Origin of the sequence: Clostridium aceticum, assembly GCF_001042715.1 — a bacterium.
Taxonomy (GTDB): Bacteria; Bacillota; Clostridia; order Peptostreptococcales; family Natronincolaceae; genus Andreesenella; species Andreesenella acetica.
Genome location: NZ_CP009687.1, coordinates 1,743,914 through 1,768,978, shown reverse-complemented (window position 1 = coordinate 1,768,978; position 25,065 = coordinate 1,743,914). Strand labels below are relative to the sequence as shown.

At 33.9% G+C, this 25,065-nt stretch carries 22 protein-coding genes; 4 read left to right on the top strand and 18 right to left on the bottom strand.

The window, feature by feature from the left end; translation table 11 throughout:
• Window positions 1–89: 89 nt before the first annotated feature.
• The 13 genes from helD to CACET_RS08230 all read right to left on the bottom strand — a co-directional run bounded on the left by helD (window position 90) and on the right by CACET_RS08230 (window position 13,644).
• The gene (gene helD / locus CACET_RS08290; RefSeq protein WP_044823873.1) at window positions 90–2,339 is read right to left on the bottom strand and encodes an RNA polymerase recycling motor HelD; all 2,250 of its coding nucleotides are present in this window, start codon (window positions 2,337–2,339) and stop codon (window positions 90–92) included.
• Between the two features lie 308 nt (window positions 2,340–2,647).
• On the bottom strand, window positions 2,648–3,019 hold the full coding sequence (locus CACET_RS08285) for a hypothetical protein (protein WP_479722660.1): 372 nt from the start codon (window positions 3,017–3,019) through the stop codon (window positions 2,648–2,650).
• A gap of 45 nt (window positions 3,020–3,064) precedes the next feature.
• Entirely contained in the window at window positions 3,065–3,703 is a 639-nt protein-coding gene (locus CACET_RS08280) for a class I SAM-dependent methyltransferase (RefSeq protein ID WP_044823872.1), read from the bottom strand.
• 133 nt (window positions 3,704–3,836) lie between these two features.
• Window positions 3,837–4,253, bottom strand: a complete 417-nt coding sequence (locus tag CACET_RS08275; RefSeq protein WP_044823871.1) for an RrF2 family transcriptional regulator — start codon at window positions 4,251–4,253, stop codon at window positions 3,837–3,839.
• A gap of 294 nt (window positions 4,254–4,547) precedes the next feature.
• Window positions 4,548–5,324: an epoxyqueuosine reductase gene (locus tag CACET_RS08270; RefSeq protein WP_044823870.1), complete on the bottom strand. Its 777-nt coding sequence runs from the start codon at window positions 5,322–5,324 to the stop codon at window positions 4,548–4,550.
• Between the two features lie 339 nt (window positions 5,325–5,663).
• Window positions 5,664–6,533: an AAA family ATPase gene (locus tag CACET_RS08265; RefSeq protein ID WP_044823869.1), complete on the bottom strand. Its 870-nt coding sequence runs from the start codon at window positions 6,531–6,533 to the stop codon at window positions 5,664–5,666.
• Window positions 6,534–6,713: 180 nt separating this feature from the next.
• Window positions 6,714–7,661, bottom strand: a complete 948-nt coding sequence (locus CACET_RS08260) for an alpha/beta hydrolase (RefSeq protein WP_044823868.1) — start codon at window positions 7,659–7,661, stop codon at window positions 6,714–6,716.
• Between the two features lie 30 nt (window positions 7,662–7,691).
• Complete coding sequence (locus tag CACET_RS08255) at window positions 7,692–8,294, bottom strand: TetR/AcrR family transcriptional regulator (protein WP_044823867.1); 603 nt, start codon at window positions 8,292–8,294, stop codon at window positions 7,692–7,694.
• 328 nt (window positions 8,295–8,622) lie between these two features.
• The gene (locus CACET_RS08250; RefSeq protein WP_044824088.1) at window positions 8,623–9,051 is read right to left on the bottom strand and encodes a formamidopyrimidine-DNA glycosylase; all 429 of its coding nucleotides are present in this window, start codon (window positions 9,049–9,051) and stop codon (window positions 8,623–8,625) included.
• A 62-nt stretch (window positions 9,052–9,113) separates the two neighbouring features.
• The gene (locus CACET_RS08245; protein ID WP_044823866.1) at window positions 9,114–9,998 is read right to left on the bottom strand and encodes an AraC family transcriptional regulator; all 885 of its coding nucleotides are present in this window, start codon (window positions 9,996–9,998) and stop codon (window positions 9,114–9,116) included.
• A gap of 156 nt (window positions 9,999–10,154) precedes the next feature.
• On the bottom strand, window positions 10,155–10,469 hold the full coding sequence (locus CACET_RS08240) for an MGMT family protein (protein ID WP_044823865.1): 315 nt from the start codon (window positions 10,467–10,469) through the stop codon (window positions 10,155–10,157).
• 273 nt (window positions 10,470–10,742) lie between these two features.
• Window positions 10,743–12,158, bottom strand: coding sequence for a hypothetical protein (locus CACET_RS08235; protein WP_044823864.1), 1,416 nt, complete (start codon window positions 12,156–12,158; stop codon window positions 10,743–10,745).
• Between the two features lie 340 nt (window positions 12,159–12,498).
• The gene (locus tag CACET_RS08230; RefSeq protein ID WP_044823863.1) at window positions 12,499–13,644 is read right to left on the bottom strand and encodes an iron-containing alcohol dehydrogenase; all 1,146 of its coding nucleotides are present in this window, start codon (window positions 13,642–13,644) and stop codon (window positions 12,499–12,501) included.
• A gap of 707 nt (window positions 13,645–14,351) precedes the next feature.
• On the opposite strand from CACET_RS08230, the gene CACET_RS08225 reads away from it, so the two are divergent.
• Together CACET_RS08225 and CACET_RS08220 are read left to right on the top strand one after the other, a co-directional pair.
• Window positions 14,352–15,575 carry a sensor histidine kinase gene (locus CACET_RS08225; protein WP_242849932.1) on the top strand — a complete coding sequence of 408 codons (1,224 nt, stop codon included), beginning with the start codon at window positions 14,352–14,354 and terminating at the stop codon, window positions 15,573–15,575.
• A gap of 245 nt (window positions 15,576–15,820) precedes the next feature.
• On the top strand, window positions 15,821–16,558 hold the full coding sequence (locus CACET_RS08220; protein ID WP_044823861.1) for a response regulator transcription factor: 738 nt from the start codon (window positions 15,821–15,823) through the stop codon (window positions 16,556–16,558).
• Between the two features lie 118 nt (window positions 16,559–16,676).
• On the opposite strand, the gene CACET_RS08215 is transcribed toward CACET_RS08220, so the two are convergent.
• From CACET_RS08215 to CACET_RS20460, 4 genes are all read right to left on the bottom strand, one after another.
• Window positions 16,677–17,603 (bottom strand): glycyl-radical enzyme activating protein, encoded by a 927-nt coding sequence (locus CACET_RS08215; protein WP_082058126.1) that lies wholly within the window; start codon window positions 17,601–17,603, stop codon window positions 16,677–16,679.
• Between the two features lie 110 nt (window positions 17,604–17,713).
• Window positions 17,714–20,269 (bottom strand): glycyl radical protein, encoded by a 2,556-nt coding sequence (locus tag CACET_RS08210; protein WP_044823860.1) that lies wholly within the window; start codon window positions 20,267–20,269, stop codon window positions 17,714–17,716.
• Window positions 20,270–20,823: 554 nt separating this feature from the next.
• Window positions 20,824–21,843 carry an alpha-hydroxy-acid oxidizing protein gene (locus CACET_RS08205; protein ID WP_044823859.1) on the bottom strand — a complete coding sequence of 340 codons (1,020 nt, stop codon included), beginning with the start codon at window positions 21,841–21,843 and terminating at the stop codon, window positions 20,824–20,826.
• A gap of 139 nt (window positions 21,844–21,982) precedes the next feature.
• The gene (locus CACET_RS20460; RefSeq protein ID WP_158386021.1) at window positions 21,983–22,159 is read right to left on the bottom strand and encodes a hypothetical protein; all 177 of its coding nucleotides are present in this window, start codon (window positions 22,157–22,159) and stop codon (window positions 21,983–21,985) included.
• Between the two features lie 375 nt (window positions 22,160–22,534).
• Between CACET_RS20460 and CACET_RS08200 the strand changes: the two genes are divergently transcribed.
• Both CACET_RS08200 and CACET_RS08195 read left to right on the top strand, forming a co-directional pair.
• Entirely contained in the window at window positions 22,535–22,741 is a 207-nt protein-coding gene (locus tag CACET_RS08200; protein ID WP_044823858.1) for a DUF1657 domain-containing protein, read from the top strand.
• Between the two features lie 43 nt (window positions 22,742–22,784).
• On the top strand, window positions 22,785–24,083 hold the full coding sequence (locus tag CACET_RS08195) for a voltage-gated chloride channel family protein (protein WP_052661269.1): 1,299 nt from the start codon (window positions 22,785–22,787) through the stop codon (window positions 24,081–24,083).
• Between the two features lie 197 nt (window positions 24,084–24,280).
• On the opposite strand, the gene CACET_RS08190 is transcribed toward CACET_RS08195, so the two are convergent.
• Window positions 24,281–24,991, bottom strand: coding sequence for a YetF domain-containing protein (locus CACET_RS08190; protein WP_044823857.1), 711 nt, complete (start codon window positions 24,989–24,991; stop codon window positions 24,281–24,283).
• Between the last annotated feature and the right edge of the window lie 74 nt (window positions 24,992–25,065).

Below are 25,065 nucleotides of genomic sequence, written 5' to 3'. Positions count from 1 at the left end.
GTCAATTAATTCATTGTATTTTGTTGTAATTTATATCATTTTTTTGTCTTTTGTTGTATTTAAGCACAATCATCAAAGAGGTAGAATTGTCAACATATAGCTTCCTTCAGCAATGGTGTGATCTCCCCTGAATAATATATGCTTAAAACATGAAGCGCTCTGGTAAAGGCTGTATAAAGAAGCAGTCGTTCTTCCTCACAAGCGTAGTTTTCATCTCCTACATTATATATAAGCACCACATCAAACTCTAACCCTTTAGCTAGGTAAGCCGGTATCACCAAGTTACCATTCACATATCCATCTTCATCATTGAGTATTGCTTTAACATCAACCTTGTCTTTTAGGAAACTATATACCTTCTTTGCTTCCTTTACAGTCCTTGTTATGATACCAATTGATTTATATCCTTTATCCTCATATCTTTTTATATCCTCAAGAAGTCTTACTTTTATAGCTCCTTCATCTGGAAAGCTAAGAAGCAAAGGCTCATCTCCTCTTCTTTCTACGAATTCATCAGTAACTTCCTTATTAAGCAATCTTCTTGAAAACTTAGTAATTTCCATTGTGGACCTGTAGCTTTTAGTTAGATTTATTATACATGTGTTTTCTTTAGGAAATACATGAGATATGTTGCTATAATCTCCTACATTCATAAACGGATTAATGGATTGGTGTAAATCGCCTAGCATAGTCATACTAGCAGACTTAAAGAGCTGATAAAAAATCTCATACTGCAATGGTGTGTAATCCTGAGCTTCATCAATAATAACGTATTTTATTTCTGCGGTTTCAGGAAGGTCTCCCATTACACCCTTTAAATATAAAAGGGGTGGCTGATCCTCATAATTAAGCACTCCAGCCTTCAGATTTTCAATAGTATAGCTTTTGATTTCACTAATTTTAGCCTCACAGTATTTAGCATTTGAACCAGTAGAAAAAACCTCAAGCTTTTCAAACAGATTTTTATAAATATCCATCAAATTAAACGCTGTTATTCTATTGATTTCATTGTATATATCCTTCATTTCGTTTCTTACAGTAGCTACACTAATCTCTTTAATTTCTACTTTATCTATATAAGAACCTGTATTATTGAGTTCACTAGCAACTTCTTTTATCCGTTCCTTTTTATATGACTCTACGAGAAACAAAATTCTATCTTTTATTTTTTGGAGCCTCCTCTTCAGTGGCAGTTGAACATAATCTTTAAAGAATAATTGTTTTATATCTTCAGATGAGATTATTAACTTGTCTTGAATAATAATATCTGTAAAATTTCTGTCCTTTTTTTCTAGGTAGAAAGTGTATCGTTTTAACATATCTATAAATTCTACAGAGGACTTAAATTTAATGTTTGTGATTCTTTTTTGATAGATATCTTCTTTCTTAGATGTAAGAATGTACTCCATCATTTGGTAATAGCTTTCCTTTATAAACTCTTTCCCTAACGCTTTATGCATATATTCCTTAAATGTAGTCTGATACATATTGTCTTCCCCAAGCTGTGGTAGTACATTAGAGATATAATCATTAAAAATATCATTCGGAGAGAATATTACTATATTTTGAGGTTTTATTTTATCTCTATGTTTATATAAGAGATAGGCAATTCTATGAAGAGCAACAGAGGTTTTCCCGCTTCCAGCGGGGCCTTGGACAATCAGGTTTTTATACTCCTCATTACGAATAACTTTATTCTGCTCTCTTTGAATAGTTGTTACGATTGCCTTCATCTTATTATCTGTGCTTTTACTCAAGATATCCTGTAACACTTCATCGTCTATATTAAGACTGCTGTCAAACATATACTGGATTTTACCATTATTAGTTTTATACTGCCTTTTTAACGTTAATTTTCCATCAACGATTCCTTCAGGGCATTCATAACTGACTTCCCCAATTTCATAGTCATAAAACATGCTTGAAATCGGTGCTCGCCAATCGTATATGAGAAAATCAAAATCATCATTCATAAGATTTGAAACTCCAATATAACACTTTTCAACTTTCTCCCCACCATTCTCCAGAAAATCCATTCTTGCAAAATAGGGTGATACAAGCATTTTCTCGTATTTTTCCTCAAGTTTTCTAGTGAGTTCATGACCTCTCTTCTGCGTTTTCATGGTATTGATAAACTGCATAAAATCTACAACTTGGTCTAGACCATTGCTTATGGAAACAGAACCTATATCCTGCCACATCTCTCTTTGTGTTTCGATGTAGTCTTTTTTAAAACTTTCTTTAGAATCACGATTTTCATCAAGTTGTTTTCGAACCTCTTTAAGCACCTCCTGTAGCCATTCATTTTCGGTGATCCATTCAACGTCTCTCATACTCATAGCATATACGCTCCTTTTTAATAATTAGTAAAAAAATTTTAAAACCCTCTTGACATTGTTTTTCTAAAGGTATATAATTAATATAGGGTAATTATAATTTAAATTATAAAAGTGACAAATATCTGTTTTAGTGTATCACTTTTATTTTCTTATGTCAATATTAAAGACATCTGTCCTTAAACAGATGTCTTTTTGTAATGCTTTTATGCAATTTACTTCTATTATCCTATATCATATTCACTAACCCATTTCATTAAACATCCGATGATAGACAGCTGGAAAATTCTTTTTTGTATTTTTCGAAAAATTCATAAGAGGTTGCGAATATTCAATATATAATCAAATACATCATCACTTGTTATGATTCTGCTATTTTCAGGAATGTCATCTTCAATCTGCATCCCACACATATTAACATAATCGGAATAGAAATTAGATTTATTGTAGATAGAGTCTCGAAGAATCTTTGTTTTTTCTGCTATTACATTCAATGCTGTTGATTTTCCTGAACCATTTCCACCATATAAGATTGTAATTGGCTCAAAATCAATTCTTGCGAAATTATGTTTTGATAATCCTTTGAATGGATAAAACGTATCATAGCATGTTCTCTTTTCTTCTATTAAAAAATCAAATTCCATATCTTCATTTGGAAATGTAAATGTACTTAAATAGATCATTATTTCCTCCTTATCCCTTTACCTCAAACTAAAATATACCCTTAGTTATGCAAAGTTCACTTTTTTACATTTAATAACCATGAAATTTAATGGAGGTTTATTATCTATTTTACTATCTGACTCATCAATTTCTGAAACTTCTATCAGCCCATACTTTCCAAATTCTTGCTTTATTGAATCAGAATCATAAAAGAACATTTTTACTCCTTTTATTCTCTCGAATCGATCTTTACTTAGTTGTTTCCCTTGGCCAAACATTGGAGCTTTTTTTGAAATAGTTGTAAAAATCATATATCCATTTGGTCTTAATTGATTATAACAATCTTTAATAAATTTCTTTCTCTCATGATGGTTCAATAAGTGGATAAGTGCATAACAAAATATGCCGTCATAAAGTTTGTTGTCAAAGGGCATATCAGTTACTGAACCATGATAGATACTAATATCATCAAGCCCGCTTTTTCTTGCCAAATCAATGGCTGTTTTTGAAATTTCAATGCCCGTTACATTAATTCCGTTTTCGATAAACACCTTTGCATTTCTTCCGTATCCCATACCCGGTATCAATATGTCCTTAACTTTCTTTTCAAGGAAAAAATTCTTTGTGAAAATTGCAAAATTTGAAGGTTCAAATCCCCACATTGTTTGTTTTTCTATAAAGCTCGATTCCCAAAATTCTGTCATATCATCATCTCCTTAAATAGATTTTTTCATCATTTGTCTCCATACTTTTTAAGAATTGTATATATTGTAGGTATATTTTATCTATAATCAGAATATAAAAAAGACTTATACTATAGCTGAATATGTGAAAAAATTATTCCTTACATATTCCATTATTTGCTGCATTTTGGATTATTTCATAAATTTTTTTATTCTGCAAATATATCTCCATCACATTTTCTGCTTCTTTCATTACTTTGAAGATTTGACACCCGCTTTCCTCCTCATGTAACTCACAACTAAATAACGCTCCTGTTCCCTCTGTTGCCTTAATTACATCCATAAACGAAATGTCTTCTACCTTTTTACGCAAAACATAGCCACCTTTTACACCTGGAGTTGACTGAATTAAATCAGCTTTTACTAGTTGCGTTAAAATCTTCGAAAGATATGTGGCAGATATACTAAAGTGATTTGACAATGTTTGTAAACTAAAGTTATCATCTTTATTATGTTTAATCATATATGCCATGGTATGAAGTGCATAGTTTGTAGCTTTAGTATATTTCAAAATGAAGCCTCCTTGTAAAGATATTATAGACTTTAATTATCTTCAATTGTACAAGGAGTATTTATTATTGTCAACCCTTTAAAAAATTAATGAAACACTTCCAATAACCTACAAGTCTTTTTGCGTACATAACAAACTAGCCGCTTTCTCAAAACCTCAGTCATTTGCGATAAGGTTCACCGTATGGCTATAACGACGGTTTTTATGTATAAAAAAAGTCAAAAAGACCACATCACTCTTTTGACTCAAACTTATTAAAAATTTTTTTTGATTATTATAGACATATCTGTTTTTTTAGCTGCTTACAGGGTTTATTAAAGAGCATGGCACATTACACATACATTTACCACATGCATCTCCAGTACCAATAGAGTACTGTGGTATATTGTCATCATAAATTTGATCATTGCACCTTTTTTTATCAACAAAAGGATATCCATTATTAATTGAAATTGCCCCAGCTACACAATACTTAACGCACTTTTTACATGTCCCATTATACTTATATAGGCAATTTTCTTGCTCCTTTCTTTCAGTATGCTCTAATACCATATTAGTAATAATGCTCCCCATTCTCCCACAGCATCCTCTTTCAGTTATAAACATATTATTTACACCAAATGTTCCGATGCCAGCTATATATCCAACATGTCGGTGTGACCAATCACTAATTAATTTTTTCTCATCGTAATTATAAGTAGGCGGTAAAACAGTAGAAGAATAGCCTTTTTCTCTTATCTTTTCATATAAATATTTATTTATATCTACTATAAGATGATTTGTCTCTATATTGGCAATATCCCATTCTCTTGAACTTTCAATGTTTCCTGCATTACTCTTTACAATTTCTTCACTAAAAGGTAAGAAAAACACAATTACAGATTTTGCATCACTAATAAAATCTGATGGCAATGCATGAGAAGAGCTTATTATGTCTTTAAGATCTGCAAACATGGGATCTGTAGCGCTAGCAATCCCAATAACTGGTTCACGCCAATTGGACTCTGTTCCTTTCAATCCTTTATAATTTTTTACATAATCTTTGATTAATAAAGTTACATAATCGTTCATATTTTTACTCCTTTGAAATTAATATTTTAAGGTCATAAGAAGCTATTCACCTTTTAGTAGACTGCAAGATGTTTTAATGAAATTTAAAAATACTTTATCGTCCTAATTCTAAAGTTTCATAAGTCCATGTCAAAAGCAGTTTCATTGTATTTGTTTATATTGTAATCACGATTATGATTTATTAATATAATATCATATTTATAACCAAATAGAAATCATTTCAGAAAAATCTTTGCTTAAATGTGGCCAAGCGGGGACGGCAGACGGGGGTTTTACCGTTTTCGTTTTATCCATTGTTCCAGATGTTCTATAGCTTACACCCACTGTTTTCTTTCCATTCTATGGTGAACAACTGGAAAATTCTTTTTTGTATTTTTCGAAAAATTCATAATATGTACGCACATTCTCTAATTCTGTCCACTTTTTTACATTAACTGGGTTTTCATCAAGATCATATATTTTTGCTCCATGCATGGCAAGTAAAAACGGTGAATGTGTTGATATAATAAATTGACAACTAAAAAACCGTGCGGAGTCCTCAATAAACTTCATTAACTCTATCTGCCGTTTAGGAGAAAGGCTATTTTCAGGCTCATCCAATACATATAGCCCATTTTCACTGATTTTTTCTACAAAGTATCGGAATGCATTTTCACCGTTTGAATACTCTCTCACATTGTCCATCAACTCATTTCTTACAAACTTTGATTGAGTTTTATTTCTAGCACTATTTACTTTCTTTAATTGTTCATAATCTTCTATAGACTTTAGTTTAAAATTAGCATATTTCGCCTCTAAATATTCTTCAAAAATTTTTTCTCGTTTTTCATCAATTCCTTCATTGAGGTTGCGAATATTCAATATATAATCAAATACATCATCACTTGTTATGATTCTGCTATTTTCAGGAATGTCATCTTCAATCTGCATCCCACACATATTAACATAGTCGGAATAGAAATTAGATTTATTATAGATAGAGTCTCGAAGAATCCCTGTTTTTTCTGCTATTACATTCAATGCTGTTGATTTTCCTGAACCATTTCCACCATATAAGACTGTAATTGGTTCAAAATCAATTCTTACGAAATTATGTTTTGATAATACTTTGAATGGATAAAATGTATCATAGCATGTTCTTTTTTCTTCTATTAAAAAATCAAATTCCATATCTTCATTTGGAAATGTAAATGTACTTAAATAAATCATTATTTCCTCCTTAATCTAGCTTTTTCTATCATATAACATACTATATTTCTGATTTCCTAAGAGGTTTCTTTGAAGATAAGTTTAATCTGTTATTATCAATTCTATAAATCCTATATAAATCCTTTGATTTTTTTACAAATAATAGCAATTTTTTTACCAAAATCCCAGTTACTAGAAGAACTAATCGCTTGTATATCTTACTGACGATACGTTGAGCTTTTCCCTTAAAAAGCTACAGGTTTCATTTAAAGCTTCTGTGGCTTCAGGAAACATAGGTGCCAACACTGGAAAACAATGAAACATTCCCTTCCAAACCTTTATTTTCACTTCTACCCCTGACTTTTTTGCTTTTTCTGCAAAAAGAACCGAATCATCTCGTAGAGTTTCATCATTACCGACTTGAATGATCATCGGAGGCAGTCCATGCAAGTCACCAAATAACGGTGAAGCATATGGGTTCTTTGGATCACCATCACCTATATAATAACCCAAATAGGTTTGATTGGCCCCCTTTGGTGTACATGGATCTGCCTTTACACGGCTCTTATGAGATTCACCAGATAATGTCATATCTGTACACGGTGAGAACGCAGCACATACAGCAGGTAATGGTATCCCATCATCTTTACACTTTATCATTGTGGCAAATTGAATTCCTCCACCAGCTGAATCCCCTGCAAACGCTATGTTTTCTGCTTTATAGCCCTCCTCAAGCAGCCATTTATAAATAACTACAGAGTCATAAACAGCAGCTGGGGCAGGATTTTCTGGTGCAAGGCGATAGTCGAAGACTAAGGCATTTACTCCTAAGTGCTTTACAATATTCCCAACGATATTTCGATGGGATTTTGCATTACCCATTACAAAGCCACCACCATGGAAATAAAGCAACACCTTATCCCGTGGTGTACCCTTCAATTCAACCCATTCAGAATAAAAGTCTTTGAACTCTGACTGCCTATAGGTAATCCCGTCATTTTTTTTTAGTAGTTTTGCAGCCATCTCATCGGTTTCACGTCGTAACTTTTCAATGGATGTATTTTTGTCTATTACTTCTGGTTTTAACTGTCCCTTTAATAGATGCCTATATCTTAACATAACATGAAATATTTTTGCTTTTAAACTCATTTAAAACAACTCCTTTTAAGATTCCTGTAGTCATTTAAACAACATAGATTCAATAATACCTTGATCAGGTAACCTACATGGTAATGGCCTTGTAGTATTAAAAATTGCTAAACCATTGATGGTGCTCCAAAATAGAATTGCTAAGTCTTCAGGATTTCCATCTACTATTGTATTTTCCTTTTGCCCCTGCTCCATGATTTTTGCAAAGATTTCATATGGAATATCCCGTTTTTCATTAAGTATTTTTTGTGCTTTTTCTGGAATTGCAGTGGAATTCATGGCTTGTGCTATTAAGCTACAGGTTTCCCTAAAGCTTTCGCTGGTTTCAATAGTCTTATAAAGCTCTGTCAGGGTTAAGGTTATTTTTTCCTTGGCCTTCATATCTAAATTATATACATAATATGAAGCCTCATTTATTTTGTCTAGTGCATTATCAATTAGATCAATAAAAATATCATCCTTTGAAGGATAGTACCGGTACAATAAACCTTGTGATACATTAGCCTCCGTTGCAATATCTTGAATACGGGTAGCAAACAACCCCTTCTTTGAAAATTGATTTAAAGCAGCTGCTCGGATTTTTTCTTTACTTAATTCTCTCATTTGTTGATTTTTTTCTGTTGTTCTAGCCATTTAAGTACACTCCTAATATATAATGAATGAATTTTCATTCATTATATATCTATTATATATTTTTTGTCAAGATGTTCCATAAATATTTTTATTTTTTATCTTATCTCTATAGAAACGTAGAAAAGGACTAAAGCTTATACTCGTTTTAGTCCTTTTCTACGTTTCTATTTATTATTAATCTCTAGATTTTTCTTTATTCTTCTCTACTTTTCCTCTTGAAAATAATCGATTACAAAAAACCGCAGTCATTTGTGGTAAGGTTCACCGTAACGTTGTAACTGCGGTTTGCATGAAGGTTAATTTATTAAAACATTAATTATTACCTGAACTACTGCTGGGACAGGGGTGATGGCTTTTCCTTTGCAATTTTATAATAAACATAATCGGATTCACCGTCCTTAAAACACCATAACCCTCCATACATCTGAATAGAAGCACTTAGAGCCGTACAATCCTGGAATTCAATTAAAAGCTGATGTTTTGGGGGACGGACAGCACTTTCATCGTGAAACCTGATTCCTACACCGTCACCTAGAAGTATTACTGCATTCTCACCCCTAATCTCAACCATTCCACCATAACTCTTTGCTCGATTAATGATTTTTCCTGCAAGCAGAGAATGGTAATCCTGAGGATTACCATGGTAAAAGGCAAATTTGTGGGGGCTTTGGTCAGCAGTTACGACTGAAATCTTCTTCCCAACAATAATATCATCAATCTGTTTAGCGATAGTTACTGCTTCGGGCAACTCAAGCATTATAAGCACCTCCGATATATTTATTTAATTATTTATCTTCACCTCATGTAGATAGCTATATTTTATTCAATTATTGGTATCCATAATTCCATATAAGTTCTATCTGGTGAAGAACCGTAGTATAATTCAATAGCTGTATGTTCAACATTGATTTTTTTCTTTGTAATCCATAAATGCATATATTGGTATACTTTATTAATTGTTTCTGTTATCAGTGTATAGAAATTTTCTGCTTCAAATTTACATATAATATATCTCCTGTCGATAAGAGTGTATGTTTCCATCTTATCATCTTCTATTTTTTCTCTTGTTTCTACACCTGCAAAATATTTTAGCTTTTCACTTTCTCCAATATTTAGACTTATCCCGATTTCATTGCCTTCAGGCATACATTGTTCAATATTTGCCTTTATTGCATGCACTTTGTTCCAGATATCTTCTAATGGGTCAATACTAGGCGATTTATGTGTTACTTCAACTGTGTAACCTGCAAAATATTTTGGTTTATTCAGGAAATGCCGAGTTATTTCAAGCACTATTCCGTCTGTAACAATAGGAACATCTTCATCAATAATGTTGTATTGTAAAAATATTTCTGGCTTTAAAAAATGAGATAACAAAACAGGGTTAGCCCTATACTCTGAAGGAGTTAATCCATATGCGTCTTTAAAGCACCTGCTAAAGGTCTCGTGGTTTTCAAAACCATACTTGAAACATATATCAATAATATTGTCTTTTTTATTGATTTTTAACTCTTCTGAAACCTTAGCCAACCTTCTTAGTTTGACATATTCCATAGCGGTCTTACTAACTACTCTCTTGAACAGTTTTTGAAAATAAAATGGAGAAAGATTAGCTATATCAGCCAAGCAATTAATCGTTATTTCTTTATCCAAATTTTTTTCAATATAATCAGTTGTTTTTTCTATGCATTCCCATGATTCCATAAGTAATTACCTCCTCATTATATTATGTTTAAAGGATACCATTAAACAAAAAGATATTCTTGATGAGAAATGTCTTTTTGAAACCATAGTTTATCTTTTGTATTCATAAAACTTTCAGTTCTCCGTCTAATATCTCCTCAATACACTTTTATTTCCCTATACCCTATCAGGATGCCATTGGTATATGTCTAAATCTATTCTGCCATTTATACCTACCTCAATCCCCTCCAGCTCCAGGAACCGTTTTTGTTCCTTAAAGCCTTCTTCATCTTTAAATCCAATCTGCCCTTTTGAATTAAGGACTCGGTACCATGGCAAGTCATACTTGCGGCTCATGGAATGAAGTATGCGAACAACTTGGCGGGCGGCTCGGGGATGCTCTGAAAGTCCCGCAATCTGTCCATAGGTCATCACCTTTCCCCTAGGAATACTGGATATGATCTGAACCACCTTTTCTGTAAAGGACGTCATAGTTATAATTCCTTTCTATTTATTATTTTCCCTACAAGGGACATAGGGACAGATTGCCCCTTATATTAATTAATTTAGTCTAGCTTTTGTTGAAAATACTTGCTCTCAATAAAACCGCAGTCATTTATGGTACGGTTCACCTACCTCAATACTAAATCCCACCACATAGATCCTCTTGCATTAACTTCCTTGGCAATGAACACGCTATCATCTGTACTTTTTCTACTTCTAAAGCTCGGTTTAGAAGTAGAGGTATGCTTTAAGGCTCGTAGTTTATTCTAGCTCGTTGCCTGTTTTTTTATAGAGAATGACCATAACAACTGCTCCCATCATAAGAAGCCCTACTAAGCCTAAGACAATAGGAGTAAGGTATCCAAAACGCTTCTGCAAATTTCCTCCCACTTTATCTAGCAGTGTAATTTTCTCCTCTGCATAAAGGGTAAAAAACAGGTCTTCTTCTGGTAAGCTTGATAGGGTTGCTGTGTAGAGCTTATTTTCTTGATTTAGCCATTCTATATTACTTTTTACTACATAAGGAGCCTCTTCTGGTGTGATAATTTTAATATTTAAGTTTTTAAAATCCTTCCAATTTGCAGCGGGGTTTAAAATGTATTCAAAGGTGTGTAGGGGTTTTACCGTTTTCGTTTTATCCATTGTTCCAGATGTTCTATAGCTTACACCCACTGTTTTTCTTCCATTCTGTGGAAATTCAACAGTGTAGACCAAGGTTAACATTCTCTGATCATGCTGTTGTGCTAGAAGATCATGTTCGGAGACATACCCCATATTTTGTGTAAGATATTCATCAAAAGATTTTGCATACAGATTATAGATCTGATTATCTGAAATCATTTCAATGTTTTTACTATTGATATGACTTGTTATGTACGATATCAAATATTGTTTGAGTTCTATTTCTTGCGTTAAAATTTCATAGGTGAAAAAATTTGTTTTCTCTTTAAATTCTCCATCTGTATAAGCACTTATCTTCAAATCAATATCCTCACCTAAAACAAAAACTTCTAATGTTTCCGGCTCATAACACCAAACAGCAATTTTGGTTTTTTCACCACTACGCTCATAACGATTAAATCCATTTGTTAATACTTTTGTTTTTTTATGATCGAAATTAAAGTCTATGACAAAGTTTATCCTTTGATCAGTGGTTGGCTTTACATCGATAATGTAGCGTTTTCCCTTTTCAGTTTCTGTAAAATGCTTTGCCTTATAAGGGTTCTTTGTGACAGTACCTACAATACTCTTAAAGTCAAAGTTTGTTCTCTTATCCACTTGTAAAGGATCTCTATAGCTGTTCACCACATCTCCAATATATACATCATACTCCAGTACATTTTCATCTTCTGTTATAACAATTTCCTCCCCTACAAAACTGTCAAGCGTTCCTATAAAAGGGAAGGCCATTTGTACTGATTGCAGTTCATTTGTTGGGTTAAACATTTCGTAGGTTGCAGTAACCTTCCCACTGATGGTGTGGAAGGAATGATCATCATCAGAAAAATCAAAAACCAAGTCTTCCTTTTCTACCCTAATTGGAGAGTTTTCTTCAATTGACAGTATCGTTGAAGATGGATGCCCCTGCCAAAATACAGGCCCGGCATTAGCAAAAACTATAGCAGGAGTAGAAAACATAATTGCAGCAAATACAATGCTTATTAGAAGCTTTTTCATAAGATTTCCCCTTTACTTTATATGATTATTCTTTCTGGTACAAAATTTATTATATAAGTTGTAGTAAATATGTTACATTCGCTACGCCACGGGGACAGTTCCTCAGGCACATAAAAACATACGTGCCAGATGAACCGTCCCCATGACTCCGCTATCTTACACTAAACTATAAAAGTTTTATTACAACTCACTATAGTTATTTTCTTTACTAGGCCGCTGTTTTCCTTCAATTAGTTTTCGCCTGTAGGACTTTTTTATAGTGATGAAATGTAGCAGACTTTATCTTATCTCAGCCCAATAAAAAAACCCTCTTGAGAGGGTTTTTTTATTGGGCTGAGGTCTAAGCTATTTTCTTAAATAACTCTATTAATTTATCTTTGTCAAAAAATACTGGATTTCCGCCTGCACAAGCATCCTTCATAGCATTTTCAGCAAGTTTTTCGAAGTCAGGATTATCAACACCTACTTCTTTTAAAGATTTTGGTATACCTACTTCTTCTGAAAGAGCCTTCATTTTGTTGATTACAAAATCAACACATTCTTTATCTGTTTTACCAGAAACATTCATACCAATTACTTCTGCGATGGCACGGAACTTCTCAGGAGCACCCTTTGCATTTTCTTCTTGAACAATAGGGAGAAGCATTGCATTACATACACCGTGAGGTAGATCATAAATACCACCTAATTGATGAGCCATAGCATGTACATTTCCTAAACCTGCATTACTGAAGGCAATACCATTTAAGAAACATGCATAACCCATTTGTTCTCTAGCTTCAATATCATTGCCATCCTTCACTGCTCTTGGAAGGAACTCGAAAACTTGTTTGATTGCATACAAAGCTGTTGAATCTGTCACATCATATGCACCCTTAGCTACTACTGCTTCAACTGCATGGGTTAAGGCATCCATTCCAGTTGCAGCGGTTAAAGCTGCTGGCTTAGCTAACATCAGTTCTGGGTCATTTACTGTGATGGCAGCCAGTGAATTTGTATCTACCATAATCATTTTTACTTGACGCTCTTCGTCTGTAATTACATAGTTGATTGTAACTTCTGCTGAGGTTCCTGCTGTTGTTGTAACAGCTACAATAGGAAGACTCTTCTTTGTAGTTTTGTTTACACCTTCATAATCCCTTGTATCTCCACCATTTGTAGCAAGAATGGCGATTGCTTTTCCACAGTCTTGTGGTGAACCTCCGCCTACTGTTATAACGAAGTCACAACCTTCTGCCTTTAGTGCAGCTAAACCATCATTAACATTGGTAACAGTAGGGTTTGGTTTAACATCATCATAAACTACATAAGGTAGATTGATTTCATCTAATAAGTCTGTTACCTTTTTTACTGTACCGTTTGATACAAGAAATTTATCACTTACAACAAAAGCCTTTTTTGCCCCTAAGGCTTTAACAGGCTCCTTCATCTCTACAAGACAACCTCTTCCAATTAAGTTAACTGGTGGAACATAATAAATACTCATCAAAATTTCCCCTTCCATGTTGTAATTATTGATTGCCATTTAAATATAAAATGATATTAAATCATTACTATAAGCCTTACAAAAAACTCCATTAACAAACTAAGTAACCACCAAAGGTTTTTAAAAAGAAAATGCTAGTTCTTATATATAAACTATGTTCGTAATTAAGTTCTGTTTATAATTTAACATAGTTGCATGTAATTGTCAATAAGTTAGAAACTCAATCTTTATAATTTTTTTCTCAATTTTTTAGGACTAAGTTCCCCTTTGAATGATGATTACATCATCGTTTTCTACTCTTTTAATATCCGTTAAGGTTAAGACTGAAGATTGCAAAACCCTTTTGTTTCAATCATACCTAATGCTTCTTGTCCCATTACGGCACCTCCATAGATTTTTTATTATTTTCTTTTATAATTAAGCCTTATTATTAAATAAATTTTATTATTAAACCTGCTATCTTTTCTTGACTATATCGATTACATATTGTACTATATAGACTAATATTATTGTACTATTTTGATTTCGTTGCAACTTATTTGATTATTTAAATACAATGACAAAATACTGCCTATAGCACCTGATTTGTTAAACATTCCGTTTAAATTAATTTCAAAAAATAATACATTATCTATGGATTAGACTGTAAGAATTTTTGCAACAAAAACTGAAGTCATGCTGTTTTTTAATTTTAAATTCTATTGTTTATGACTACAAAGGGAGACTTCACCATGAGTTTATTAGATAATTTTAAAGTAGATATCAAAACACTGACGGATATTCAGAGCAGACTAGCAAAATTAGTTGATGTACCTACCATTATCGTGGACCCTGAAGGTAATCCCGTCAGTGAAATAAGTAACTTCACCCCCTTCTGCAAGCTTATTCGTTCTTCTCCAAAGGGGTCACGGAAATGTATAGCCTGTGATGCGGAAGCTGGCCTGATAGCTGTTGAAAAGAAAACCCCAAGAACCTATACCTGTCATACTGGATTGATCGATTGTGTTTCGCCAATTATTGTAGATGATCATTTTTTAGGCTCTGTGCTAGGGGGACAGGTTTTAATCGATGGAGAGCAAACAAGAGATACTATCGATATTAAAAGAATATCTAAAGAGTTTGAAATTCCAATAAATGCACTAGAAAAAACCCTTCATTTTATTCCTGTGGTTTCCCGCCAGTATTTGCAAAACTATGTAGATTTCTATAATTTTCTTGCTAATCAAATCGCTCAAATGGGAATTCATAGACTTACTCAAGAGAAGCTGCTAAAAGAAAGTAGAGAAAAATTTCAATTGGAACAGCAGGCTAAGAAGATGGAACTAAAGACAATCCGCGCTCAAATCCATCCTCATTTTCTTTTTAATACTTTAAATACCATCGCCAGAATGGCCTTGATTGAAGATGCCCCCAAAACTGAAGAGCTCATCTACCAACTTTCTAATCTACTGAGATACAACTTAAAAAATGCAGAGGATTTACCTAGGATCAAGGATGAAATTAGTAATATTAAAAGATATCTTGCCATCCAAACCTTTCGATATAGCGATCGCATCAGTTATGAAATAGATATAGACGAATCTATTATGGAATATAGGATTCCCTCTATGATTCTACAGCCTATTGTAGAAAATTCTATGATCCATGGATTGGAGCCAAAAAAAGAAGGGGGCAAAATAACTATTACAGGAAAAGTTTTACCTAACAAAGATCTCTTAATAAAAATAGATGATAATGGTAAAGGCATTGAAGCTGAGTTGCTTCATATGTTAAATAACTTAAATGATAGGTCTGAGCATCATACAGGCATCGGTATTAAAAATACCAACGATAGAATCTGTCACCATTTCGGTAAGGAATATAGCATAAAACTAGAAAGCCAACCAAATACCTTTACTACTGTCTCTATCCATATCCCGTGCATTAAATAATTTCACCGGACTTCTTATACTAGTATCATAGGTGTTAATTTAACAGAATTACTACCAAAATTCTCTGGAACTGTCCTTCTGAGTGTAGCGAAGGATCTTGGAATAACGAAGAACTTTGCTAATACTAAGATCCTTCGACTCCGCTTTGCTCCACTCAGGATGACAAATTATGGTTTAAGTTAGCGCTAATGATATTATTATAAAGATAACTTTGACTGAAAATATCTATCTTAGGGGGTATTCAAGTGTATAAGCTTATGATTGTTGAAGATGAACCTATTGAAAGAAAAGCATTAAGAATGATATTAAATAGAAATTTCTTTAACCTAGATATTGTTGAAGATGCTAAAAATGGCATAGAAGCTGTAGAACTTGCTAAGATTTATAAGCCCCATATTATACTTATGGATGTTAAGATGCCTGAAAATACTGGACTTGAGGCTCAAAAAAGAATCATTAAGTTTTTGCCAGAGGTAAAAACCATTATGCTAACAGCCTATAGTGACTTTGATTACGCTCAGGAAGCCATTAAAGTAGGGGCTGTAGATTACTTACTAAAACCTGCAAATCCCAATGATATAAAAATTGCTGTTGAAAAGGCCATTACCGCTACCCGCAATAAAGAATCACGAAAGCCCACTCATCCACAATCCAATGATGTGCCAGAAAATATTTTAGATGCTGTAATAACCTATATAGACAATAACTTTACTGAAAAAATAACCTTAGATACAGCGGCTAAATTTGTGCACTTGCATCCTCAATATTTTAGTAAGTATTTTAAAAAGAATGTAGGGGTGACCTTCACAGACTATATTGCAAAATTAAGGATTGAAAGAGCTAAAAACCTTATGATAAATACAGATAAAACAATAGCACAGATATCCTCAGAAGTTGGATATACTGATCCTGCCTATTTTAGCAAGGTGTTTTTAAAGTATGAAAAACAGTCACCTTATAAGTATAAAAGAAGCAATTGCTAAATTTATAGAAGTTAATACTTTTAGAAAATCATCATCTGTCAGTCTAAACACACTAAATAAAAAAGATAACCTTAAAAGCAAAATCCTTGTCTTTTAAGATTATCTTTTCATTATTTTATCAACTTACACCGCCAATTTTACATAGTAATCCACATTCTTCAATAGCCTTTTTAAGATACATCATGGCATCCTTTTCAGGGGTTTTTACCTCCTTCATCTTATATGCATATCCTAAATACTCATATTTATTCTGTCCCAAAGGATGGTAAGGAAGAATATGTATCTCCTTAATCACCTTCAAACCCTGTGCAAACTCAGCAATTGCTTGAAGATCAGCAGAATTATCATTAAAATCTGGGATGATGGGAATCCGTATAATTGTTTGTGTGCCGGACTCAGCAATGATTTTACAGTTTTTTAGTATGATTTCATTTGTCTGTCCAATATATTCCTTGTGTTTATATGGATCTATATGTTTAATATCTAACAGCACTAAGTCTACCCAAGGCAAGACTCTTTTTAATGCATCTTCGCTTGTATATGCTGTAGTTTCTATAGCTGTATGCCAACCTTTTGCCTTACAAGCTTTTAGCAATTCTTCTGCAAATTCAGGCTGTGCCAGTGGTTCTCCTCCTGAAAGAGTGATTCCTCCACCAGAACGTCTATAGTGAAGGGTGTCCTTTGCTAGTTCCTTCAATACTGCCTCCACCGTCTGAAGAGATCCCGCCATATTTAATGCATTACAATAGCAAACTTCAAGACATTTTCCACACTGATTACACTTATTATGATTAATTCTATAGGGAAGATGAAAATCAATAGCTCCTGTAGGACAAGCCTCTAAACACTTTTTACATTCCATACAGTTTTGTGGAATATACATTAATTGTATATCTCTTGGCTGGGATTCTGGATTACTGCACCATCTACAGGCCAATGGGCAACCTTTTAAAAATACTATTGTACGAATTCCTGGTCCATCATGTACTGAAAATCTTTGAAGATCAAAGATTATCCCTTTGGTTTTTAGATTTAGTTGATTCATTATTGCTGTACCTCCCCTCCAGTTCATCATCTGAAAAACAACAAAGTCTTCCTTTTAAGAATAAAAGTTTGACTTTCTTATTTTTCATGGGAAATGAAACCTTCCCTTTATTAGAAGCTGTGTTCCGTTCTTTCAATAATATCATCTTGAATTGATTTATCTAAAGCTGTAAAATGTGCACTATATCCAGCTACTCGAACCACTAGACTTTTATATTTTTCAGGATTTTCCTGTGCCTCCATCAGCATCTCACGGCTTATAACATTAAACTGAGCATGTAGACCTTTTTGGTCAAAGAAACTGCGAACTACAGCAGATAAATTTTCTAGTCCCTGCTGACCTTCTAATGCAGAGGGATGAAACTTTTGATTAAATAATGTACCATTTGAGGCAATATAATGGTCTAGTTTTGCAACGGAGTTCATAGCAGCTGTTGGTCCTGTTTGATCTCTTCCAGAAACAGGCGATACACCATCCGCCAATGGCATGCCAGCTTTTCTTCCATCTGGTGTTGCCCCAGTAGCAGCCCCCATAGGTACATTTGCAGAAACAGGATATAGTCCTGGTTGAAATTGTCCCCCACGTGGATTTTTGTATTTTTCCACCTCACGACAGTAAATCAAAGCCCCTTCACGGGCTAAATCGTCTACTTCATCTATATCATTACCAAACTTTGGTGCTCCATTGATCAGCATTTGGCGTACGTACTCTTTATCTTTTTTCGTACCTAAATCGATATTGATGTTACTGTTAACATTTTTTAGTTCATCTAAAGAAGTCTTATTTTCCTCTAATAATAACTTTTTAAAAATCTCCGCAACTGCTTCTCTTGAGATATCATCTATACTATTTAATTTTCTTTCAACTGCACTTTGTCCCTGATCTCCAAAGTTTGTATCAAGAGCATCCTTTAAATCCCTTAAGGTGATTTTCTTTTCATCAAATACTAACTTCTTAATTGCCATTAAAGAGTCTCCTACATTTGCAACCCCTACACCCTGTGGTCCTGTAAAGTTATAATAAGCGCCACCTTCTTGCAGCGATTTTCCTTTACCGATGCAGTCCTCTACCATAGAGGACAAAAATGGCAGCGGTGCTCTTTCTCCATGGGCTAAGTCTACACTATTATTGGCATTTACTAAAAGACTTACAAAGTATTCCATTTGTTTCCTAAAGGCATCCATAAACTGATCAAATGCTGTAAAGGAAGTGAATTCTCCTGTTTTAGGTCCAAGCTGTTGGTCCCCAGCCATGCCATTGTTGATGGTCAATTCTAATACTTTTGCCATGTTGAAGAAAGCAGCATCATGCCAACCTTCGGTTTTGCCACCTTTTTGTGGCTCAACGCAACCAATAATACCATAATCTCTAGCATCACTTAATGAAACACCTCTAGCTACTAAAGAAGGAATAACGACCTCATCATTATAGTAAGCTGGCATACCTAAACCTAATCGACTTATTTCAGCAGATTTTAAAAGTAACTCATCAGGGGTTTTATTCCATACCCTTATGGATATGGAAGGTTGAGGTAGTTTTATATGAGCAGTGGCTTCAAGGCACATAAATGTTAGTTCATTGGTAGCATCTTTTCCTGATGCATCCTGCCCACCAACAATTAGATTTTGAAACATGGGATAACCGCCAAATGCTTTTGTAGATCCTTCATCCCGCACCTTATTCACATCGTTAAACTTAACCCACAGACAGTCTAAAAGTTCTTGAGCTTCTTCTTTTGTAATTTTTCCACTAGCAATGTCTTTTTCATAGTATGGATACATATACTGGTCAAAGCGCATAGGTGAAATAGAGTGTCCATTAGACTCAATTTGGATTACTGCCTGTACAAACCAGAAGGATTGCATCGCTTCATAAAAAGATCTTGCTGGATTTGCCGGCACCCATTCACAGTTTTCTGCAATTCTTAATAATTCTTCAGATCTTTGTGGATTTAAGCTTTTATTGGCCAATGTTCTGGCTTCTTCTGCAAAGCGTTTAGCAAAGTTGATTACTGCTTTGGCTGTAATGACTACTGCCAATAAAAATTGATCCTTCTTTATATAATCAGGATCTGATTTATCTGCCTTAGCTCTAGCTTCTTCTACTTCAGCAATAATACCATTGAAACCTTTTTTTAGTACCTTATCATAGTCTACAGAAATATGTCCTACACCGTTAAAATAATAATTTCCTACTGTAAAAACCCCTGCATCCATTGCTTCCTTCGTTTCAGTAAACATAAATTCTGTTGCTAATTCATTAACTGTTTTTCCATCCCAGTATTGAAAAACTTCACGAAGATTTTGTTTTGCCTCCTCTGAGATTAGAAAAACATCGCCTTTTCTTTTTGCTAAAGTTTCAAATTCCTCCAATAACCATTTATTTGAAAACTCAGGGAAAATTTGAGTGGCTCTAGGCTTTGTAGTCAAGTTTCCCACAATCAACTCGTTGTCACGAATAACAATATTCATTTTACTTAATATTTTTTCTAAAGCCTTAGCTCTACGGATATTTATCGGAGCTGCTTCTGTTTCTTTATAGGATTCAGTAACTAATAGAGCTCTTTCAGCCTCAATTTCAGGGGTTACTGATAACAATCCATCGGTTAATCTTTCAATACGTGGGCTTGGTATGGAACTGCTAAATTGTCTCCATGCTTCACTCATAAAAAAATCTCCTCTCCCAACAAAGTATTTTTTAGTCGATTTCATTTATAAGTAAATTTTATTACTAAATATCCATTGTTTCTTTTACTTTCTTGACGATTTCTTGTACTTTGTAGATGAAAATATGTTGTATTATTTCGATGTATTGATAAATGTTTATACTTTCTTATCTTTCATTTGGTACGCTGATCATAGGCATTAACTTAATACAATTATTACTAAAATTCTCTTAAACTGTCATTTTACTGACACTAAGATCCCTCGATTCCGCTTTGCTCCACTCAGGATGACGAATTATGGCTTAAGTTAACGCTAATGATACGCTGATAAGCGTAGAAGAAGGGAAAAATCTAATCCTCTAAAAACATATAAAGAGAACACCTTACTTAAAAACTTTTATATTGTTCAAAAATTAAGGAATGGAGATTTGTGCTGAAAGTACCAGCAACATCTCCATTCCTTGATGAATATATTTCATGCTATTAAATTAAAGTAACTTTAATATTGTATATCCTTCATCCAACACAGCACTTATATAACTATAAAAACCATTGCTAAGCCTTATAGATTACTTTTTCATCGATTTCTTTTATACTATTACAGCCAGTTAAAATCATGGCTTGTTTTAGTTCCGCTGCCATTTTATCCAAAAACATTGTTACTCCTGCAGCTCCCCCGCCAAAAGCACCTACTACTAAAGGTCTTCCCACCAGTACCCCATCTGCACCAAGAGCCAGTAATTTTAGAACATCTACCCCAGTACGAAGGCCACCATCAGCTAATACGGTTATCTTTCCCTTCACTGCTGCTGCAATGGCAGGTAGTACCGCTGCTGTTCCAGGTGTGAAGTCAATAATACGTCCCCCATGATTTGATACAACAATAGCCTTTACCCCTGCGGCGACAGCCAATTCTGCTTCATCAACAGTCATGATACCCTTTAAAATAAAGGGTAATTCTGTGGCTTGTACTAGTTCCTTTAACTCCTCTAGGGTTTTAGGTCCCACCGGCTGTCCCTTTAAGGCCATGGTTACTAATCCTGCTCCATCGATGTCTATGCCAACAGCCTTTGCCCCTGCTGCCTCAGCTTGACGAATCCGCTCAATCACTTCTTTTTGTCCTCGAGGTTTAATAATTGCAATTCCATGACCTTCTTCAGCAGAAGTTGCCTCTAAGCCTGAATCATACATGGTAGGATCTGCTCCGTCTCCTATCCAGCCTAAGGTACCACTTTTTTTACTACCTGAAACAATCATCTCTATAAAATCTCTCTCACTTATATTACCACCCATGTTGTATGTAGTACCAGTCATAGGTGCTGCCATTATTGGACTTGTCAGCTTAATTCCTAGCAATTCGGTTTCAGTAGATGGTTCTTTTGCATTGTGTAGCGTTCGCATATTCACACCATATGCTGCTAAAGCAGAAATATTATTTCGAAAAGATATTCCCGTACCTACACCCCCCATACCAGGAACTTCCCCAGCACAAACTCTTCCATCACAAATTGAACAGACGCGACAAAAGCCCTTTAAACTTTCCTTTGCTTGTTTTTTTACAGTAACTAAATCCATGATAAGATCACTCCTAAATCATTATATTTTATTTATACTAGCAATTGTAAATGTGTTTCAGCAAGATAAAACCGATACAAACAATAAATTAACTTGAATTATGCAAATATTTAGTGCAATACCAAAAATTAAATTTTCATTAGTTTTTCTTATCTAATGTTTCTATGATTTTATCCAGTTTTATATGCATTTCTTTTAATTGTAATTTTAGCATATCAATCTTCTCTTCATTTCTTTCAATTTGTTTGGGAACTTGGAAGGCAACCTTATAAATGATGTAACCAATTCCCATCAGCAGCAACAAAGTTAGCTCCATTTTTCATCTCCTTAATATATTTTAAACAAAAAACTTACAAAGCTAATATTTTTTAACCTCTTATTCAACTATAATAAAATAAGCTTAAGCAAAAAGTCAAATAATAGATATATCCATAATAATAGAACATTAACGTTAACTTAAACCATAATTTTACATCCTGAGTGAAGCAAGGCGAAATCGAAGGATCTTAGTGTCAGTAAAATGATAGTTCGATAGAATCTTGGTAATAATTGTATTAAGTTAACACCTATGAATAATAGAAATATCTACTGCCTATTTAAATACTATTCCTCCGAATCAGCATGTAATTTAAAATAATAGTTTGGTTAAACTAACCTTAGCAAAAAAACAGTTGCTGAAGGAGGTAAAAGAATGACTGTTCAGAGTGATTTAGAAAAAGTTATAGCATACTGCGAAGCTATAAAGGGAAACTATGCTATCATGGCACATGCCACTGAAGATCAACAGGCAAAAGACATGTTTAATAGGATGAAGGTTGATATTGAAAAACACATGGAGTTTCTTAGTGGAAGATTGGAATATCTTACTCTAAATAATGAACTAAACAAGCAAAGCTAATGAGGAAAAAAGTTTTGTTTATCTTCCACAAAGGAGAAATACTATGGAGAATTTTAAAAATAAATTTTTAAACCAAACTGTAATAACTAGACATAAAACATTTATTTTTACCCTTGCCACTTGGGTGCTCCTGGGAAGTATTATCGGTATAATCGTAGGTTCCACATCAGCTCTATTGATAAATCTTAATGATTTCCTTACGGAAGTAAGAGAATCAAACCCATTTTTAATCTTTTTTCTCCCTCTTGCTGGTATAGTTATAGGTTATATCTATATGTATTATGGCAAGGGCTCTCGTAAAGGAAATGACTTGATCTTAGAGCATGTTCATCATGGTCAAGGGGAGATTCCTCTAAGGATGGGACCCATCGTTTTTATATGTACCTTCATTACCCATCTATTTGGTGGGTCAACAGGAAGGGAAGGTGCGGCTATCCAGATGGGAGCCAGCATAGCAGAGGGCGTGAATCGACTGACTAAAATTAATAAAATTGACCGAAAAATTCTGATTATAAGTGGAATAAGCGGAGGATTTGGTTCTGCTTTTGGTGCACCTCTGGCAGGTACTATTTTTGGCATGGAGGCTATTGTCATAGGAAAAACTAAGTACGAAGCTTTAGTTCCCTGTTTTGTCGCTAGCTTTGTAGGTCACTATGTAGCTACAGCTTGGGGAATTGAACATGAACATTTTATTATAAAAAGCATACCGGATATTAACACAATCAACCTTATGAAGGTTATTGGTCTATCAGTGGTTTTTGCCTTCACCAGTGCTCTATATAGTCAGCTAAGACATGAAGTAAAAGCATTTTCTGATAAATATCTAAAAAATCTTATGCTAAGAGCCTTTGTTGGGGGAAGTATTATTATAGCACTGACTTATTTAATAGGGTCTAGAGATTATCTTGGTCGTGGTTTGCCTATGGTTGAAAGAGCATTTAAGAGAGATGTCCCACCCTTTGCTTTTTTAGCCAAAATTGTATTTACTGCTATCACAATGGGTACTGGTTTTCGTGGTGGAGAAGTTATACCGCTTTTCTTTATGGGGGCAACTTTAGGAAATACCCTATCTGGTGTAGCAGGTCTACCCCCTTCTTTTCTTGCGGCTTTAGGTATGATCGCAGTATTTTGCGGTGCAGCTAACACGCCTATTTCTGCTTTTATTTTTAGTATGGAAATGTTTCAGGGACAGGGTATGACTTACTTTTTTATGGTTTGTATCATTAGCTTCCTATTTTCAGGTCATCATGGTATCTATGCTGCACAAAAAATATATGAACCCAAGAGCAGAATGTTAAATCTTCCATCTGGTAAGACAATCAAATCTATTGAAGAAGAGTGAACTTGTTTTTGCGAGTTGAAACAAGCGTCCTCCTAAGGATAGCAAGGATCTTATAATTAGCACTATAAACTAAGATCCTTCAGTTCCTTCGGGATGACAAAGTTTCCATCAGCTGTTGCTATAACTACCCAGTCAAAGATCAACAGTAGTGTTTAACGGAGCCTATATAAAATAAACTTTTATATACTGTTTTCCTACTAAATAATAAAATCCTTTATAAAGTTACTAGGTTCAACTACTTTGGATATACATAATTTTCCTTCTGTGTTTATGTCTAAATAAAAAACTTCGTTAAAACCTTTAATATTATTTATTCTTAATTGTTCCTGCAGCCATGCTTTATCTAAATTAATCTTTTTTAAGTTATCTTCATAAACCACTCCATCTACAATAAGAGGAAGTGTCAATCCCTTGTACTTTGTAGTTATCTTCATATCATTAGGGGTCAGTGGCTGAAATTCCGGCTTTTTCATTACACTAATATTACCACTATCCTCTACAATAGCAAATTCAACTTCAGTAATATCAAAAATTCCCTTTTCTCTTAAAAACATGAGTACATTTTCTATAGAATACCTTACTTTTTTCATATTAGATTTTATAAATTGCCCGTTTTGTATGATTACCATTGGTTCAAAGGTAACCGTACTTCCAAACTTTCTGTTTTTAATTGTAAAATGGCTGATAACATACTGTATGGCTATTAATAAAGCTATGGCATACGCTGTTGGCATATGCGGTATCTTAGGGTCAGCAATATCTGCTCCTACCACATTGCCTAATATGATGATCGTTAAGAAATCGAACACTGGAAGTTCACCGATTTTTCTTCTGCCCGTCAATAACACTAAAATTAATAGTAAACCCATTATAGAAAAAATCCTAAAGGTTAGCTTCACATATTCCATAAATTAAGAACCTCCTAGACATCCTTTTCCATGATAACTTTATTATTCCAAAGTAACAGTATAAAATACAGTTA